The following is a 15,604-nucleotide window of genomic DNA, read 5'->3' on the forward strand; positions in this document are numbered from 1 at the left end:
GAAGTTGTCAAGGAGCGTTCGTGGACTTCGATCAAGCCGACACCATCAACCAGGCCATCCGCCTGCTGAGCCTGCGCCACCGGGCCAGGGCCGCCGAACTGCTGGCACCGCTCGGGTTGCACCCCGGCCAGGAGGCGCTCCTGCTCGAACTCGCCCGGACCGGCCCGATGATCCAGGCCCAGCTCAGCGAGGCGCTCGGCATCGAGCGGCCCAGCGTCACACTCATGGCCCGCAAGCTGGAAGCCGCCGGTCACATCCGCCGCAGCCCCGCCCCCGACGATCAGCGCGCCACCGTCGTCGAACTCACCGACGGCGGCAGAGCCCTGACCGACCGGATCAAGCAGCTGTGGTGCGCCCTGGCACAGGAGACCGTCACCGGCCTGACCGCCCTGACGGTGGCAGAGCTACCCGACCTCCTCAACACTCTGGCCGGCAACGTCGACACCAAACGCCCCCACCATCGCGGCGACGCCGAAAGAGACGCGGCTCGCTGACGCCACCGGCCGTTCGGTCGCCGCTCAAGCTCCGACGAGTCGGTCGAAGGTCTATACATACAGGCTGCATGTATGTAAAAGTGGCGGCATCTCGACCGGACGGAGAGGCGCCATGCGACGTACCGAGGTCATCACCGGGCTCTTCGAGGAGTACGACGCGTTCGCCGCGCTGCTCGCGTCGCTGACCGGCGAGGAGTGGCGGACGCCGACGCGGTGTGCGGGCTGGCAGGTGCGCCACGTCGCGGGCCACGTCGTCGGCACCGCGGTCGACACGATGACCGGGCGGATCGGCACGCGCACGCCCGACGAGCAGGCGCGGGCGTTCCACGACGAGACGCCCGCCGCGCTCGCCGGACGCCTCCGTGAGGCCGCGGCGCGCCTACGGCCGTTCTTCGAAGGCCTGGGCGAGGACGACTGGGCGGCCCCGAGCCCGGTCGCCGGGCGCACGATCGGCAACGGCATCCTGACGCTCTGGTACGACACCTTCGTCCACGCCGACGACGTCCGTACGGCCCTGGGCCGCGACAGTGCGCGCGGGCCCGGACTGCGCGGGAGCCTCCACTGGGTCGGCGACGAGCTCGAACGCCTCGGCTGGGGTCCGGCGCGCCTGGCCCTCGACGGGCTCGACGAGCGCTCCATCGGCACGGGAGGGCCGGTGCTGCGGGGCGACCCGATGCGCTTCCTGCTCGTCGCCACCGGCCGTGCGGACCCGGGGGAGTTCGGACTGGACGCGAGCGTCAACGTCCACTCCCTACGATGACCCCATGAGCCGCAAGGCCGAACAGGGCGAGGCGACGCGCGGAGCGCTGGTCGACGCGGCCGTCGCGCTGTTCACCGCCGAGGGCTTCGCCGGCACCTCCACGACGGAGATCGTGCGGCGTGCCGCCGTCACCCGCGGCGCGCTGTACCACCACTTCGCCGACAAGGAGCAGCTGTTCCGCGCCGCGTACGAGGCGATCGAGCGCGACATCTTCGAGCGCTGCCGGACCGCCGCGCGGGGCCGGGAGGGCATCGCCGCGCTCAAGGCGGGCGTGGCCGCCTACCTCGACGCCTGCCTCGAGCCGCCGGTCCAGCGCATTCTGCTCACCGAGGGTCCGCTCGTGCTCGGCTGGGATCGCTCGCTGCGGTTCGACGACCCTCACTGCGCCCGGCGGCTGCTGCGGGCCTCGGTGAGCGAGCTCGTGGCCGGGCCGCCCGAGCCGCCGGCCCATCTGCTGTTCGGGGCGCTGCTCCAGGCCGGGCTGGTCATCGCGGACACGCCGGACCGGCGTACGGAAATGGGCGCGGCCATGAATGCCCTGGTCGATTCTTTGTTCGAAAAAGAGCGCCGCTTCTCCTGACGGCGCCTCGCCTCGTGCGCTACGGTGATGAACCTCTTCGAACAGAGTTTCGACCAGCAATGAGGGAGGCGGGGCCGGTGGCGACCCTTACCGCTCCGGTCGCGACGCGCTGCCGTCCACGGCATCGCGCGACACGCCGTAGCACTTTCTACGGAAATCTACGGCCCCAGCTATATCCCCTCATAAAGTCCGAGAGCGTGGACCCCGTGCGCAATCCCTACGCCCCCGGTGCCGGACAGCGACCGCCCGAGCTGACGGGCCGCGATCGCGAGCTCCAGCAGTTCGACGTCGTGCTGGAGCGTGTCGCCCGCGGGCGCCCCGAGCGCAGCATGATCCTCACCGGGCTGCGGGGTGTCGGCAAGACCGTGCTGCTCAACACCTTCCGGTCGATGGCGATCCAGAAGCTCTGGGGCACCGGCAAGATCGAGGCGCGGCCCGACCAGTCGATCCGCCGCCCGGTCGCCTCCGCTCTCCACATGGCCATCCGCGAGCTGGCCCCCCGGCACCGCGCGCCCGACCGCATCGAGGAGTTCCTCGGTGTGCTCAAGGCGTTCGCGCAGGCCGACGCCGAGCCGCCCAAGGGCAAGGCCGCCCCCCGCCGCTGGAACCCCGGCATCGACGTGCCCGCCGCGCGCGGCCGGGCCGACTCCGGCGACCTGGAGATCGACCTCACCGAGCTGTTCGTCGACGCGGCCTCGGTCGCCACCGACCTCGGCGTCGGCATCGCCCTCTACGTCGACGAGATGCAGGACATCCCGGCCGACGACGTCTCGGCGCTCTGCGCCGCCTGCCACGAGCTGTCGCAGAGCGGCGGCCCGCTCATCGTCGTCGGCGCCGGCCTGCCCCACCTGCCGGCCGTGCTGTCGGCGAGCAAGTCCTACTCCGAGCGGCTGTTCCGCTACGCCCGCATCGACCGGCTCGACCGGGACGCCGCCGACCTCGCCCTGCTCGCCCCGGCCGAGCGCGAGGGCGTCACCTTCACCCAGGACGCGCTCGACGCGCTGTACGACGCGGCCGACGGATACCCCTACTTCGTCCAGGCGTACGGCAAGGTCGCCTGGGACATCGCGCCCGAGACGCCGATCAACGACGGTGACGTCCGCGTCGCCGCGCCGGAGGCCGAGGGTGAGCTGGCGGTCGGCTTCTTCGGCAGCCGGTACGAACGCGCCACGCCCGCCGAGCGCGACTACATGCGGGCGATGGCCTCGCTCGGCGACGAGCCGGTGCCCACCGCCAACGTCGCCGACGAGCTGGGCCGCAAGCCCTCCAGCCTCTCGCCCGCCCGTGACGGCCTGATCAAGAAGGGCCTCATCTACAGCGCCGAGCGCGGCCTGGTCGCCTTCACCGTCCCGCACTTCGGTCATTTCCTCAGATCGCAGCCGGTCTGAGCGCCGCTACCGCTCTCTAGGTCACTCTTGCGCTGCGGCTAGAAAGCCGTAGACAACGCCATCGGCGCGCTGCCTGTTGGCGAATATTCGCCTGTCTTGCTCATTCGCTAGAGAGGAGTAGAAAACCCGATGGCCCCGAACACGCCTGTGGCCGCCCGCGTACTCGCCAGGCGGCCACAGGGGAATGCTCCGGGGTCACTCAGTCGTCGAAGAGGTCCTCGAAGAAGCTCCGCCGCTTCTTCTTGTGCCGATACTTGTCGCCGTAGGGGCGCTGTTCGTACCGGCGATCGTCGTCGTAGTGCTGTTCGTATCGGTGGTCCTCATACCGCGGCGGTGGCGCGGCCGGAGAGGCGTAGCCGGGACCGGCCGGGTTGCCGGACCACTGTGACTCGGCGGTGATGAGGTGGTCGAGCTCGCCACGGTCGAGGAAGATGCCGCGGCACTCGCCGCACTGATCCACCACGATGCCGCTCCGCTCGTACTGGCGCATCTGACCCTGACACTTCGGACACGTTACGGCGCTCACGCCCGGTTCAACGCGGCATAGGCGCAGTCGAGTTCCTTATAAGGCCTTCTAGCCGACGTGCAAGAGAGCGCTATACGTCGGCAGACTCAGGCGGGCGTGTGGATGCGGCGGGGGCCGGAGTCGTCGTCCTGCTCCTCGTGCCCGCCCGCCCAGACGATCCCGGCGCGCACGTGCTGCCGCCGTCCGTCGACCGGCACGGCGAACACCACCTCCGCCGCCCGCCCGTCGATCCGCGCCGGGTACACCACGTAGCGAACGCACAGCTCACGCCATGTCTCGGTGGGCCGCGCCGAGGTGAGGTCGTCCTCGTACTCGCGCCACGCGTCGCTCGCCCGCAGCCGCGCGTGCGTCTGCTCCAGCGGCACGTCGAGCACCTCGCACGGCGTCGCCTTGCGGGAGCGTTCGACGGCGAGGGCGAGCTCCGGCGAGAGCGTCAGCAGCAGCGCGGTCTCCGCCGCCAGGATCAGCACCGCCCCGGCGCCGGCCCGGCTCAGCACCGCGGCGCCGGTCTCCGGAACGCCGGCCGAGGCGACCGCCGCGACCGTCAGCAGCGCCGCGCGGACGAGCCCGCGCCGTCCGGCCGGGGCCGAGCTGAGGCCGCCGAAGCACCCGCATCCCTCGTCGGTGCCGCGCCGCGCCAGGTCACCGATGATCCACGTGGCCGTGCCGAAGAACACCACACAGGCCAGACGTACCAGGCCCATCGGAGTCACCAGCAGGGCGACGCCGATCGTGCCCTCGGCGACGGCCACGCCGTAGACGAACGGGCGTCGGCGGTGCGGCACGGCCCCGGGGTCGGGGTCGCGTACGGTCAGCTTCGCGGTGCAGGCCAGCAGCAGCACACTGGCCAGAAACGGGATCTGCAACTCCCGTACAGCCTCGGTCATCACAAGTCCACTCGTGCGGTCACGTTGAAGCACCCGGCGTCGAGGTCGCCGCCGAGGTCGACGAAGGCGGCCCTGGTCAGCTCGATGACCCGGCCGCGCGGCGAGATGCCGCAGCAGACACAGCGGTCGCAGAAGCGCGCCGCCACGCAACCGCACTCGATGACCGGAACCCGCGTCGCCAGGCCGGTGCAGTCGTTGCGGACGTGTACCTCGCTGGCGATCGACAGCAGCGGCAACGGCAGGGGCGCGGCCGGACCCGTGCCGCAGCCACCCGCGTCGCCGTACGGGTCGAGCGCCGGATAGGCCGCGCCGCGCCGCCCGGCGGGACCGTCGAACCAGGTCGCGGTGCCGCGCAGGATCCGCGGCACCGATCCGGAACGGTGGGCCGGCGGATGCTCGGCGTGCGAGGCCGGCTGCGGCGACTTCGACGCCGGCAGCAGGCCGTGGATCTCACCGCCCCGGCGTACGCCGATCACGTCGATCAGCGCGCCGGGCTCCAGCCGCGGGTGACGCACCCGGATGCGCGTCATGGCCTCGGCCGGGATGACCAGCGCCGTACGGCCGCGGTGGGGGCCGCAGTCCACCTCGATCGCGCGCCCGGACCGGCCGGCGATGACCCCGGTCACGCGGGTGATGTCGACCCAGACGCGCTCGGCCACCGCGCCGCCGGTGCGGGACGGGCGCACGACGACGTCACGGCCGGACCGGAGGGCGCTCACGCCCGCCTTGCCCGCGTGCCAGACGAACACGTCGGCCGCGATCGGCATGCGCACCTCCTCGCCGTCCGGTGCGGCCAGGACGAGCAGGTGTGGGCTGGCGTCGACGACCGTACCCTCGACGCCGTGCAGGGGGCGGGCACCGGCGTCGTACGGCTCGGACGCCCGGTCGCCGGACACGGCTTCGCGGAGCCGGCGTCGGCGCAGGACGAGATCGCGGGTGGGCGACGGCATGGGGGTCTCCGGAGCTTGATGATCGTAAGTCGTCAGGCGTTGAGTAAGACTGCATGTCAAGACTTACCCCGAGCCCTCCTTCTGTCGACTCCTTTGTCCAAATAAACCAATGAACCTCGAGGGAAATACGTGACAATTATTCGCGATGTGGCCTGGTGTGTTGACCGGAATATGAGATTCGACTTGGTCCATAATTACGATCTTCATGCGATCGTCGGGCCTGGTGGCAACAGCACTCCCCAGGCTTCCGGACGGTCACGTGGGCGCACTACCGCAGGACGAGTTCCATGACTTCGTGGCCGCGCGACGGCCGACGTTGCTGCGTGCGGCCATGTTGCTGACCGCGGACCGGGCCGACGCCGAAGATCTTCTCCAGTCCGCGCTGACCAAGACCTACCTCGCCTGGGAGCGGATCAACGACCGCGGCGCGCTGGACGGTTATGTGCGCCGCACGATGGTGAACATCAACATCTCGTGGTGGCGCCGCAGGAAGCTCGAGGAGTACCCCACCGACGAGCTGCCCGACACCCCGATCGCCGACCACACGCGCCGCAGCGAGCTCCGCGACGGCCTGGACCGGATCCTCGACCGGCTGCCCGCCCGCCAGCGCGCCGCCGTCGTCCTGCGCTACTACGAGGACCTGACCGAGACCGAGATCGCCGAGGCCCTCGGCGTCAGCGTCGGCACGGTCAAGAGCACCGTCTCCCGCGCCATGGCCAAGCTCCGCGACGAGGCCGCCGGCGAACTCGCCTCGCTCGAGTGACCGTCCGCCGAACTCACGCCACTTCGTTGATCGCAGGGTGCTGACAAGCGCGCACGGTCGGGACAGAATCCGACTCACCACCCTCGAACGTGGAGGCCGCCGTGTGGAGCACGATGCAGGACTATCCACTGACCATCTCCTCGATCATGCGATACGGCACCGGGATCTTCGGCGACAGCGAGGTCGCCACCTTCACGGGCGACGGGGTGCGCCGCACCTCGTACGCCGAACTGGGCCGGCGCGCGGCGCGCCTGGCGAACGTGCTGCGTGACCTGGGCATCGACGCCGACCAGCGGGTCGCGACCTTCCAGTGGAACACCACCGAGCACCTCGAGGCGTACCTGGCGATCCCGTCGATGGGCGCCGTCATGCACACCCTCAACGTCCGCCTGTCCGCCGACCAGCTCGTCTACATCGCCGACCACGCCGAGGACGAGATCGTCATCGCCGATGGTTCGCTGGTGCCGCTGCTCGCCCCCGTGCTGCCGAAGATGAAGACCGTACGGCACGTCATCGTCATCGGCGACGCCGACATGTCCGCGCTGTCGTCGTCGGGAAAGACGCTGCACTCGTACGAGGAACTGCTGGCCGGGGCGCCCGAGACGTACGACTGGCCCGAGCTCGACGAACGCCAGGCGGCGGCGATGTGCTACACGAGCGGCACGACGGGCAACCCCAAGGGCGTCGTCTACTCGCACCGCTCGGCGTACCTGCACTCGATGGCGGCCTGTACGGGAAACGCCTTCGCGCTGTCCGCCGCGGACCGGGTGCTGCCCGTGGTCCCGATGTTCCACGCCAACGCGTGGGGTCTGCCGTACGCCGCGCTCATGGCCGGCGCGTCACTGGTGATGCCCGGCCGGTTCCTGCAGGCGGAGCCGCTCGCACGCCTCATCGAGGATGAGCGCCCGACCGTGTCCGGCGCCGTACCGACGATCTGGAACGATCTGCTGCGGTACGCCCGCGAGCACGGCTCGGACCTGAGCTCGCTGCGCCTGGTGCCCTGCGGCGGATCGGCCGTCCCGGAGTCGCTGATGCGCGGGTTCGAGGAGCTCGGCGTGCACATCGTGCAGGCGTGGGGGATGACCGAGACGTCACCGCTCGCCTCGGTCGCCCACCCGCCGCCCGGCGTCGGCGACCCGTGGCCGTACCGCGCGACCCAGGGGCGCTTCATGAGCGGTCTGGAGGCCCGGGTGGTCGGCGACGGGGACCGCGTCCTGCCGTCCGACGGCACCGCCGTCGGCGAGATCGAGGTGCGCGGCGCGTGGGTGACCGCGGCGTACTACAAGGACGAGGATCCCTCGAAGTTCAACGAGGGCTGGCTGCGCACCGGCGATGTCGGCATGGTCTCCCCCGACGGCTACCTGACCCTGACCGACCGGGCCAAGGACGTCATCAAGTCCGGCGGCGAGTGGATCTCCTCGGTCGACCTGGAGAACCACCTCATGGCCCACCCGGACGTGATCGAGGCCGCGGTCGTCGGCGTACCGGACCCCCGCTGGGAGGAACGCCCGCTGGCCTCGGTCGTCCTCCGCGCGGGCGCGGAGGTGTCGGCACGGGACCTGCGCGCGTTCCTGGCCGAGCGCGTGCCGAAGTGGCAACTGCCGGAGCGGTGGACCTTCATCGCCGAGGTGCCCAAGACGTCGGTGGGCAAGTTCTCCAAGAAGACCTTGCGCCAGATGTACGCCGATGGCGGACTGGAGGTCGTACGGGCCGATTCCTGACTGGCGTTGTCAAGAGATTTTCGGCCAGTATGCCAAGTGCGCCCAGGCGTGGGTCTGCTCCTGGACGTTGGCGAACAGCCAGTCGGTGAACCTCGCGTGGCTGCGCGTGGGAGCGGTGTCATCCTCGCAGTAGGACCAGACCTCGGGATCCTCGCCCGCGCCGCGGAGGAAGTCGAACTGCGTGCCCTGGTGCATGAGGATGACGCGATCCTCACCGGTGAGCGCGAGGCCTGTTCCGGCCAGCAGCTCCTCGGCGGCCCGCCGCAGCCCGAGCACGTGGGGGTGGAAGACGTCACACCCTTGGAGGAACCGCCCCGCGCCGGCCCCCGCGAGCTCGAGAAAACACCGGTAGGCGAACGCCAGCGGCGCCGGCTGGTCGTCGTCGACCTGCTGAATGAGATCGCCGCCGAGCCCCTGGATGTCGTCGTCCGACGCCGTGGTGCCGTCGGAGACCATCCCGAGACAGGCCCTGACCCGCTCCTCGGGCGACAGCCCCACCAAGACGTCGTCCCTCGCCCGCTCCATGCCACCCCCGGTACGTTCGTCTGTAAAGCCTGGTACATGGTGGGACGCACGAAATGGGGCCAATGTTCCGACGTATGGCCAACGATGCGGCGGGGACGAGGCATCCACTTTGCCGGGAGGCCTGGTTGCCCGGTACCCTGTGTGCGGCCTGAGGGCTACCAGGAGGCTTCGCCTAGTCCGGTCTATGGCGCCGCACTGCTAATGCGGTTTGGGCTTATCGTCCATCCGGGGTTCAAATCCCCGAGCCTCCGCTCACTGATCAGGGCCTTCCCCGCGTACGTGCCGAGGAGGGCCCTTGATCGTTTCGGGGCCTGTCCGGCCTCAGTTGCAGTTCGCGTTGCAGTTGTCATCCCTCGCCTCACAGGGCGGCACCCATCCAGTTGCCCGCGTCCTGGACCTGGGCGGCGGCTACGTGCGTGTAGCGCTCGGTGGTGGTCACGCGGGTGTGCCCGAGGACTTCCTGGACAACTCGGATGTTCACCTCCTGCTCGATCAGCATCGTTCCCGTGGTGTGCCTGGTGTCGTGGACCCGGACCTCTCGCACGCCGGCGCTGCGCGCCGCCGCAGGCCGCCCGCTCCGGCACGCCCTACGGGCGTGCGGCGTGGACGCCGGTCCCTCCAGCCGTGCCGATCGGGCGGCCCCGCCGGACGAAGACCCAACCGTGGATTCTCTCCAGCCCATCGGCCCCGGACCTTCGTCACGGGACGGCCGCAGGGCCGCCGGCCAACTCACTTCGTTCGCCCGCCGGGTCGCCTTCGGCGATTGGACGGGAGCCCCGCTCCCCGGATCACGGGATGCTGTCTAATGACCCAGCGCGGATCGTTGATCGGGTACGGGAAGGGTTGGCGCATGGCGGAACAGGACGTGCCATCCGATGGGCAGGCGTTGGGATCGCCACCACGGAACTCGGTGTCGCTGGGCGTGTTCCTTGGCGTGGCATCCCATCCCAGAGTGCCGTTCAGGGTGGTCGAACTGGCGGGTCGTGGCATCACGGCCGACGCGGCTGCAACTCGATGGATGCTGGAGGTTGGGAAGCCGTCCCTCGACGGTCTCACGCTGGCTGACAAGGTCATCGAGTTCGGCGAGTGGGAAGAGCGACTCGTTGACCTCTGGAGAGGGTTCAGAAGCGGCGATGTCGAAGCCGCGGTCTTCGAGACCTGCCTGGCTGAGATCGTCACAGCCATGGAGGACTGGCCGTCCAATCGCGATGGTCGAGGCTAGACCACATGCCTCCCGGCGGGGGGCCTCAGGCTCGGGGATGGAGTTGGGCCGCACGCGGCGCACGGTAGTCGGTGGCTGGGGTGGAAGCCGGGTCATCCCCTCTGCCTCCGTCCCAGGACAAGCCCAGCGGGCCTGGCCTGCTTCCCCTCTGGGGTGGGACGATTTGCAATCGGGTTGTCAACCAGAGATGTAGAGGTGGCCGCCGCTTAGTTCGGCGATCCGGATGGCTGCTCGGAGGAGGGCGAGCCTGTGCAGTAGGTGCACCAGCAGTGGGGTTGTGAGATCACGGCCTGCGATGGTGCCGGGCACGGATGCATCGTCGGGGACTGACGTGACCCAATGGCGAGGTAGGAGTTTGAGTTCCTGCGCGAAGGCCGTCAGCTGGTGGTGTTCCACTGTGAGCATCCCGCTGGACAGGCGTGGGAGGAACGTCAATCCCAGATGTTCCGCGGGCTGTAGCCAGTAGCGAGTCACCGTGCCATGGCCGCCAAGCGGCTGCTGGTAAAGCTCCTCCTGTTCCTTCGAATCGGTTGTCGGCCCGTAGACGGTCACATCAAACGACATACCCGAGAATGTTAAGGGTCCCTTGGCGCATGTGCGGTTGGGGCCAGTGATGGGGCGACCGTCCTGGATCTCGAAAACGGAGTCTTCACGCCGCCTGGCGCGCGGGTGGAGTGAGCTCGTAGCAGCGCCGGTCTCGGATGAGGGCCCATAGGACGTTGACGCGTCGTCGGGCGAGGGCGAGGACGGCTTGGGTGTGGAGTTTTCCTTCGGCGCGTTTGCGGTCGTAGTAGGTGCGGGATTCGGGGTTGTAGCGGACGCTGATCAGTGCGGATGTGTAGAAGACTCGGTTGAGGTCGCGGTTGTGGCGGCGTGGGCGGTGCCGGTTGCCGCTGATCCGGCCGGAGTCGCGGGGGCGTGGGGCCAGGCCGGCGTAGCCGGCGAGGTGGTCGGCGGAGGCGAACACGGTCATGTTTCCGCCGGTGGCGGCGAGAAATTCGGCGCCGAGCAGTGTCCCGATGCCGGGCATGCTGGTGATCACCTCGGCCAGTTCGTGGCGGGCGAACCGGTCTTCGATGAGCGTTTCGGTGTGTTCGATCTGCTCGGTGAGTGTCAATGTGTGCTTGGCGAGTTCGGCTGCCAGCCGTGCGGCCATGCGTTCACCGGGCAGGACAACGGTTTGGGACTGGGCCGCGCGGATGACACGATCGGCCAGGGCGGCGGCGCCATTGCGTACTCCGTTGTGCCGCGGCCACGACGTCAGCTCCTCCGGGGCCAGCCCGCGGACGGCGGCGGGGGTGTTCGCGCCGGTGAGCAGGATCAGGGGACCTTTGTGGGCGAGGGCGATCAGTTCGTCCTCGCCGAGCACTGGCCGTAGATCACGGCGCATCCGGGCCTGGTCGGTGATGATGATGGCGGCGTCGCGCGCGTCGGTCTTGCCCTCACCGCGGTAGCCGTCGGCGGCCCGGTTGACCATGTGACCGGAAAGGTAGAAGACCTTCTGGCCGTCGGTGAGCAGCAGCGTCACCAGCAACGCGGCGCCTCCGCTGCGCACATCGATCGCCCAGGTCACCTCATCCGCCGATACCGGGACCTCGGCTATCAGCTCCCGCAGCACGGGCTCATCGTTGGCCACCCGCCGCGACAGCAGCCGGCGGCCCTCAGCATCGATCACAACCGCGTGATGATGGGCTTTGCCGATATCCACACCGGCCCACACCTGCTGCAACGCCGTCTCCCTGGATCGAGTGGCACCTGTTCCCGAAGACGACCTCGCCGGCGCATCCCTACACAGCGACGTGTTCGCAATTCTCAATCAGCGGCCAGGGTCGTCGCCGGGGCGCCGGGCGGCCAATCGTCCCAATCCACACACGGCAGACGGCAGACAGCCACACCCGGCACCCCCGGGCGCCAGAACCCTACGACGGCCCGAGCAACCCACGATCAAGGTAGGGACGGCAGACCCGGCAGGGCCTTCCGTGCGGATCGCGCGATGACCGCACCTCGGCCGGCTACTCGTCTGCGGCTTCATCGGTCGGTTCGGTCAGGGCACGCAGTGAGCGTGCAGTGATCCGAGTACTGGGGTGGTCGGTGCCCAGGACCCGCTCCCGAGCCTGGAGGACGTCGCGGTACAGGCGTTCGGCCTCGGCGGCATCACCCTGCTCGGCCACGATCCGGGCGATCTCATGCCGGGTGGTCAAGGTGTTGGGGTGGTCGGTGCCCAGCACCCGCTCCCGAGCCTGGAGGACGTCGCGGTACAAGCGTTCGGCCTCGGCGGCATCACCCTGCTCGGCCACGATCCGGGCGATCTCATGCCGGGTGGTCAAGGTGTTGGGGTGGTCGGTGCCCAGCACCCGCTCCCGAGCCTGGAGGACGTCGCGGTACAAGCGTTCGGCCTCGGCGGCATCACCCTGCTCGGTCACCATCCGGGCGATCTCATGCCGGGTGGCCAGGGTGCTGGGGTGGTCGGTGCCCAGCACCCGCTCCTCAACGTGCAGGACGTCGCGGAACAGGCGTTCGCCCTCGGCGGCATCACCCTGCTCGGCCACCATCCGGGCGATCTCATACCGGGTGGCCAGGGTCTGCGGGTGGTCCGTGCCCAGCACCTGCTCCTCAACGTGCAGGACGTCGCGGTACAGGCGTTCGGCCTCGGCGGCATCACCCTGCTTGGCCACCGTCCGGGCGATCTCATGCCGGGTGCCCAGGGTGTCGGGGTGGTCGGTGCCCAGCACCCGCTCCCGAGCCTGGAGGACGTCGCGGTACAGGCGTTCGGCCTCGGCGGCATCACCCTGCTTGGCCACCATCCGGGCGATCTCATGCCGGGTGGCCAGGGTGTTGGGGTGGTCGGTGCCCAGCACCCGCTCCCGAGCCTGGAGGACGTCGCGGTACAGGCGTTCGGCCTCGGCGGCATGACCCAGGAAATTGTGGGCGTCTGCTTCTCTATTGCGTAGCTCGATCGTGGCCCGATGCTCTGCGCCGAGTCGCCGAGTGCTGTGCAGACCGGCCTCAGCGACCGCCAACGCCGCAGCGTATGAACCGGCCCACACCAACGTCAGGGCGGCATCCGCCGCGGCGTTGGCCAGAGTCACCAGCGATGCTTCCTCCACGAGCGTCGACGCGGTGCTCAGGAGTTCCTCCAGGTGCGGCAGCCACGCGGACCAGGTCGGCCAGTCACCAGGATCCTGCGCATCCAGTTCACCGGTTGCGGCTGCCAGCAGGTCCACCGCCACCGACGCGGTCAACCGCCCCGCATCCCCGGCCCCGAACTGATGCCGGATCGTCTCGGCGACCAGGGGATGCATCATCACCCGGCCCCGGCCAGACTGCTGCCCAGACGCCGCGTCACCGGCGGATGTGCTGGTCTCGATCAGCCCGACCGACACCAGCGCTTCCAGCCCGACCCCCACCCCGGCAGGACCCGCATACCGACAAACCCGGCCCAGCACCTCACGATCCAACCCCTCCACCGGGATCGGCACCGCACCGGCAAACCACGCCAACACTCCCAACAACTCCCGCGCCTGAGGCACACCCCCTCCCGCCAACTGCTCCAGCGACACCTCCCACGTGCGCGTCACCACCTCCCGATCATCAACCGCCCCCGGCGGCCCCAACAACGCCGCGAACCCCGCCTCCAACGCCGCGCGGTACCGGGCGAAACTCTGCTCGGCCGAGAACGGGGAACTCAACTGCGAGCCCGCATGGTGCAACGCCAACGCCAGACCGCCCAGCCGCGCCGACAACGCCTCCGCTTCAGCACGGTCACCGGCCCGGGGAGCCAGGTCCAGCAGCACACGGCCACCGTCCTCATCCGACAGCCATCCCACCGGATGCAACTCCACACCCCGGCCCCAATGTCGCATGTCACCATCACGGCTGGTCACCACCACCAGCCCCGCCCGCGACCCCCGCACCCACCCATTCCCATCACCCACCGGCCGGCCCGCCACCTCCAACAACTCAAGGTCATCGGCATTGTCGATCACCAACACCCACCCCCGATGCGCCTCCAACCGCCCCCACACCACATCACTGGGATCCGTCCGGCCAGCCCGCGCCGCCTCCACCGCCCCCGCATCCGCACCTAACACCTGCGCCAACCCCAACAACGCCGACGCCAACGACGACCCATCCAACCCCCGCACCCACCACACCCGCCGACCCTGCGCCAACGCGACCTCAGCCACCCGCAACGCCACTGTCGACTTCCCCATCCCACCCAGCCCCGCCAGCACATGCGCCCGCCCATCCGGCGTCTCCACCAGATCGGTCAACCGACCCACCAGCATGTCCCGGCCCCGCACTTGCGCCGGCAGGCGTCCCAGCGGAGGCCACAGCACCCCCCGTCCATCACCTCGGCCATCCCCAGACTCCGGCGAATGAACATTGATGGTCATGGGACCACCAGAGGTGTAGGCGTCCCGGCGCGCGTGCGCGTCCTGGCGCACCGGCAAATCGCCCGTCGTGCCGGCATCAGGTGAGGCCGCCATCGCACTACTCCGCGGTGTCGGGCCGCTGGTTCACCGTCATGTCCCGGCCCGCGGTGTAGGCGTCCCGGCCCGCCCGCACGTTCTGCACCACCGACCCCGCCGGCGCATACTCCCGCGCCCAACCGGCCAGCTCATCAGCGAACTCCTCATCACGGCGCGCGTACCACGCCAACGCCGCCGCCAGCTCCTGAACCCGCCCATCGGAGGGATCGGCCACCGCCCGCTCCAACGCATCCACCGAACGCGCATCGGAAGTGAACACCCCGCGCATCCGCTCCCGGATCCTCCCCACCACACCCAGCGCCGCACTCTCACCCAGCCCCGAGATCGCACCAGTGGCCGCCATCAACGCCACCGCCTCCGACACCGCAACAACATCCACAAAAACCTCCCCGCCCCGTCGAACCCGGCACCTACTCGACCAAACTAGAACGAGCATCACCGATCAACACGGCATATGCACGATCAGCAACCATTCGACGCCCACACCCACAACCCGGTTCACCCGCTCCAACCCGACGTTGCAGTTGTCATTCCTCGCCCCACAGGGCGGCGCCGATCCGGTTGCCCGCGTCGTGGACCGGGGCTCTGGCCACGTAGGTGGAGCGCTCGGTGATGGTCACGCGTTCGTGGGGCCTTCGACTCCGGGATGATCGCCCAGGTCCTGCTGACCGTTGTGGGTGGTGAAGGTGGAAGCCTGATCATCCCGTCCGTCGACGTCCCAGGCGAAGCCAAGCAGGCCAGGGACCTGCGGCCGAGGTCGTTGGTCCGGCGGGCGCTCCACCCCGATCGCGGGCCCCTGACCCGCTTCCCTGGCGGATGAGATGATCAGGCAGGTGGTTTCTGTGCGGATTCGCCGCGGTGCATTGCCCAGACTCCGTGGTGCTTGAGCAGGCGTTTGATCGCGTGTCGGGTGGCCTGAGAGCAGGATCCGCCAAGCGCGATCTCTCGAAGCTCAACGGCGAAGGTCAGTATTTCCTCGGTCCTCAGCCAGCCGATAAGGCGGGACACGTAATACTCGCCGCACCGCAACGCAGTCCCGATCATGGCATTGAACGGCTCCGACAGGTCAGGGTCATTCGCGGTCAGGTGCGGCCGTGCCTCCGCCTCAACCTCATCGCGAGGTCTGTCCAGGAGCGGAAGCAGCCAGAGCCGCGATCTCTCCAGAGGAACCGCTCCCTCTTGCAACATCTCCACCGACCAGCGATCGCCGACGACTACAAGCCATGTCCGGGCGGGCATGACCGTCAGCACGCGACGCGCGGAGGGAGTCACGCTGACAGGATGCCAGGCAAGAG

At 69.5% G+C, this 15,604-nt stretch carries 17 protein-coding genes and 1 tRNA gene; 8 read left to right on the plus strand and 10 right to left on the minus strand.

Annotation, left to right across the window (positions count from 1 at the left end; translation table 11 throughout):
- Positions 1-20 precede the first annotated feature (20 nt).
- The 4 genes from OG417_RS02890 (at position 21) to OG417_RS02905 (ending at position 3,222) form a co-directional block, all read left to right on the plus strand.
- Positions 21-494: a MarR family winged helix-turn-helix transcriptional regulator gene (locus OG417_RS02890; RefSeq protein WP_329249299.1), complete on the plus strand. Its 474-nt coding sequence runs from the start codon at positions 21-23 to the stop codon at positions 492-494.
- A gap of 112 nt (positions 495-606) precedes the next feature.
- Complete coding sequence (locus OG417_RS02895; RefSeq protein ID WP_329249303.1) at positions 607-1,254, plus strand: maleylpyruvate isomerase family mycothiol-dependent enzyme; 648 nt, start codon at positions 607-609, stop codon at positions 1,252-1,254.
- A 4-nt stretch (positions 1,255-1,258) separates the two neighbouring features.
- On the plus strand, positions 1,259-1,834 hold the full coding sequence (locus OG417_RS02900) for a TetR/AcrR family transcriptional regulator (RefSeq protein ID WP_329249307.1): 576 nt from the start codon (positions 1,259-1,261) through the stop codon (positions 1,832-1,834).
- Between the two features lie 206 nt (positions 1,835-2,040).
- Positions 2,041-3,222 carry an ATP-binding protein gene (locus OG417_RS02905; protein ID WP_442875650.1) on the plus strand — a complete coding sequence of 394 codons (1,182 nt, stop codon included), beginning with the start codon at positions 2,041-2,043 and terminating at the stop codon, positions 3,220-3,222.
- Positions 3,223-3,421: 199 nt separating this feature from the next.
- Here OG417_RS02905 and OG417_RS02910 read toward each other — a convergent pair whose 3' ends face one another.
- The 3 genes from OG417_RS02910 to OG417_RS02920 all read right to left on the minus strand — a co-directional run bounded on the left by OG417_RS02910 (position 3,422) and on the right by OG417_RS02920 (position 5,585).
- Positions 3,422-3,748, minus strand: coding sequence for a TFIIB-type zinc ribbon-containing protein (locus tag OG417_RS02910; protein ID WP_329249313.1), 327 nt, complete (start codon positions 3,746-3,748; stop codon positions 3,422-3,424).
- Positions 3,749-3,834: 86 nt separating this feature from the next.
- Positions 3,835-4,635, minus strand: coding sequence for a MauE/DoxX family redox-associated membrane protein (locus OG417_RS02915; RefSeq protein ID WP_329249316.1), 801 nt, complete (start codon positions 4,633-4,635; stop codon positions 3,835-3,837).
- Positions 4,635-5,585, minus strand: a complete 951-nt coding sequence (locus OG417_RS02920) for a hypothetical protein (protein ID WP_329249319.1) — start codon at positions 5,583-5,585, stop codon at positions 4,635-4,637. Before OG417_RS02920 ends, OG417_RS02915 begins: the two co-directional genes overlap by 1 nt.
- Before the next feature lie 223 nt (positions 5,586-5,808).
- On the opposite strand from OG417_RS02920, the gene OG417_RS02925 reads away from it, so the two are divergent.
- On the plus strand, positions 5,809-6,348 hold the full coding sequence (locus OG417_RS02925; protein ID WP_329249323.1) for a SigE family RNA polymerase sigma factor: 540 nt from the start codon (positions 5,809-5,811) through the stop codon (positions 6,346-6,348).
- A gap of 113 nt (positions 6,349-6,461) precedes the next feature.
- Positions 6,462-8,069: a fatty acid--CoA ligase gene (locus OG417_RS02930; RefSeq protein ID WP_329249326.1), complete on the plus strand. Its 1,608-nt coding sequence runs from the start codon at positions 6,462-6,464 to the stop codon at positions 8,067-8,069.
- Positions 8,070-8,078: 9 nt separating this feature from the next.
- Here OG417_RS02930 and OG417_RS02935 read toward each other — a convergent pair whose 3' ends face one another.
- The gene (locus tag OG417_RS02935; RefSeq protein WP_329249329.1) at positions 8,079-8,594 is read right to left on the minus strand and encodes a hypothetical protein; all 516 of its coding nucleotides are present in this window, start codon (positions 8,592-8,594) and stop codon (positions 8,079-8,081) included.
- Between the two features lie 161 nt (positions 8,595-8,755).
- Between OG417_RS02935 and OG417_RS02940 the strand changes: the two genes are divergently transcribed.
- Positions 8,756-8,845, plus strand: a tRNA-Ser gene (locus OG417_RS02940).
- A gap of 107 nt (positions 8,846-8,952) precedes the next feature.
- Here the strand turns inward: OG417_RS02940 and OG417_RS02945 are convergent.
- A complete protein-coding gene (locus OG417_RS02945) occupies positions 8,953-9,276 on the minus strand; it encodes a tyrosine-type recombinase/integrase (protein WP_329249332.1) in 324 nt (107 codons plus the stop codon).
- Positions 9,277-9,444: 168 nt separating this feature from the next.
- On the opposite strand from OG417_RS02945, the gene OG417_RS02950 reads away from it, so the two are divergent.
- Positions 9,445-9,816 (plus strand): hypothetical protein, encoded by a 372-nt coding sequence (locus tag OG417_RS02950; RefSeq protein ID WP_329249335.1) that lies wholly within the window; start codon positions 9,445-9,447, stop codon positions 9,814-9,816.
- Positions 9,817-9,993: 177 nt separating this feature from the next.
- On the opposite strand, the gene OG417_RS02955 is transcribed toward OG417_RS02950, so the two are convergent.
- The 5 genes from OG417_RS02955 to OG417_RS02975 all read right to left on the minus strand — a co-directional run bounded on the left by OG417_RS02955 (position 9,994) and on the right by OG417_RS02975 (position 15,581).
- Complete coding sequence (locus OG417_RS02955; RefSeq protein ID WP_329249338.1) at positions 9,994-10,380, minus strand: hypothetical protein; 387 nt, start codon at positions 10,378-10,380, stop codon at positions 9,994-9,996.
- A gap of 85 nt (positions 10,381-10,465) precedes the next feature.
- Complete coding sequence (locus OG417_RS02960; protein WP_329262089.1) at positions 10,466-11,545, minus strand: IS110 family transposase; 1,080 nt, start codon at positions 11,543-11,545, stop codon at positions 10,466-10,468.
- A 283-nt stretch (positions 11,546-11,828) separates the two neighbouring features.
- On the minus strand, positions 11,829-14,090 hold the full coding sequence (locus OG417_RS02965) for a tetratricopeptide repeat protein (RefSeq protein WP_329249341.1): 2,262 nt from the start codon (positions 14,088-14,090) through the stop codon (positions 11,829-11,831).
- Positions 14,091-14,310: 220 nt separating this feature from the next.
- Positions 14,311-14,688: a hypothetical protein gene (locus OG417_RS02970; protein ID WP_329249344.1), complete on the minus strand. Its 378-nt coding sequence runs from the start codon at positions 14,686-14,688 to the stop codon at positions 14,311-14,313.
- Between the two features lie 446 nt (positions 14,689-15,134).
- Positions 15,135-15,581, minus strand: a complete 447-nt coding sequence (locus OG417_RS02975) for a hypothetical protein (RefSeq protein WP_329249346.1) — start codon at positions 15,579-15,581, stop codon at positions 15,135-15,137.
- Positions 15,582-15,604: the final 23 nt, after the last annotated feature.

Source organism: Actinoallomurus sp. NBC_01490 (genome assembly GCF_036227085.1).
In the GTDB taxonomy this organism is placed as follows: domain Bacteria; phylum Actinomycetota; class Actinomycetes; order Streptosporangiales; family Streptosporangiaceae; genus Actinoallomurus; species Actinoallomurus oryzae.

Coding starts and splice junctions, on each gene's coding strand:
- OG417_RS02915 (WP_329249316.1), bottom strand. CDS start 4,635: ATGACCGAGGCTGTACGGGAGTTGCAGATCCCGTTTCTGGCCAGTGTG.
- OG417_RS02935 (WP_329249329.1), bottom strand. CDS start 8,594: ATGGAGCGGGCGAGGGACGACGTCTTGGTGGGGCTGTCGCCCGAGGAG.
- OG417_RS02920 (WP_329249319.1), bottom strand. CDS start 5,585: ATGCCGTCGCCCACCCGCGATCTCGTCCTGCGCCGACGCCGGCTCCGC.
- OG417_RS02930 (WP_329249326.1), top strand. CDS start 6,462: ATGCAGGACTATCCACTGACCATCTCCTCGATCATGCGATACGGCACC.
- OG417_RS02945 (WP_329249332.1), bottom strand. CDS start 9,276: ATGGGCTGGAGAGAATCCACGGTTGGGTCTTCGTCCGGCGGGGCCGCC.
- OG417_RS02895 (WP_329249303.1), top strand. CDS start 607: ATGCGACGTACCGAGGTCATCACCGGGCTCTTCGAGGAGTACGACGCG.
- OG417_RS02955 (WP_329249338.1), bottom strand. CDS start 10,380: ATGTCGTTTGATGTGACCGTCTACGGGCCGACAACCGATTCGAAGGAA.
- OG417_RS02950 (WP_329249335.1), top strand. CDS start 9,445: ATGGCGGAACAGGACGTGCCATCCGATGGGCAGGCGTTGGGATCGCCA.
- OG417_RS02900 (WP_329249307.1), top strand. CDS start 1,259: ATGAGCCGCAAGGCCGAACAGGGCGAGGCGACGCGCGGAGCGCTGGTC.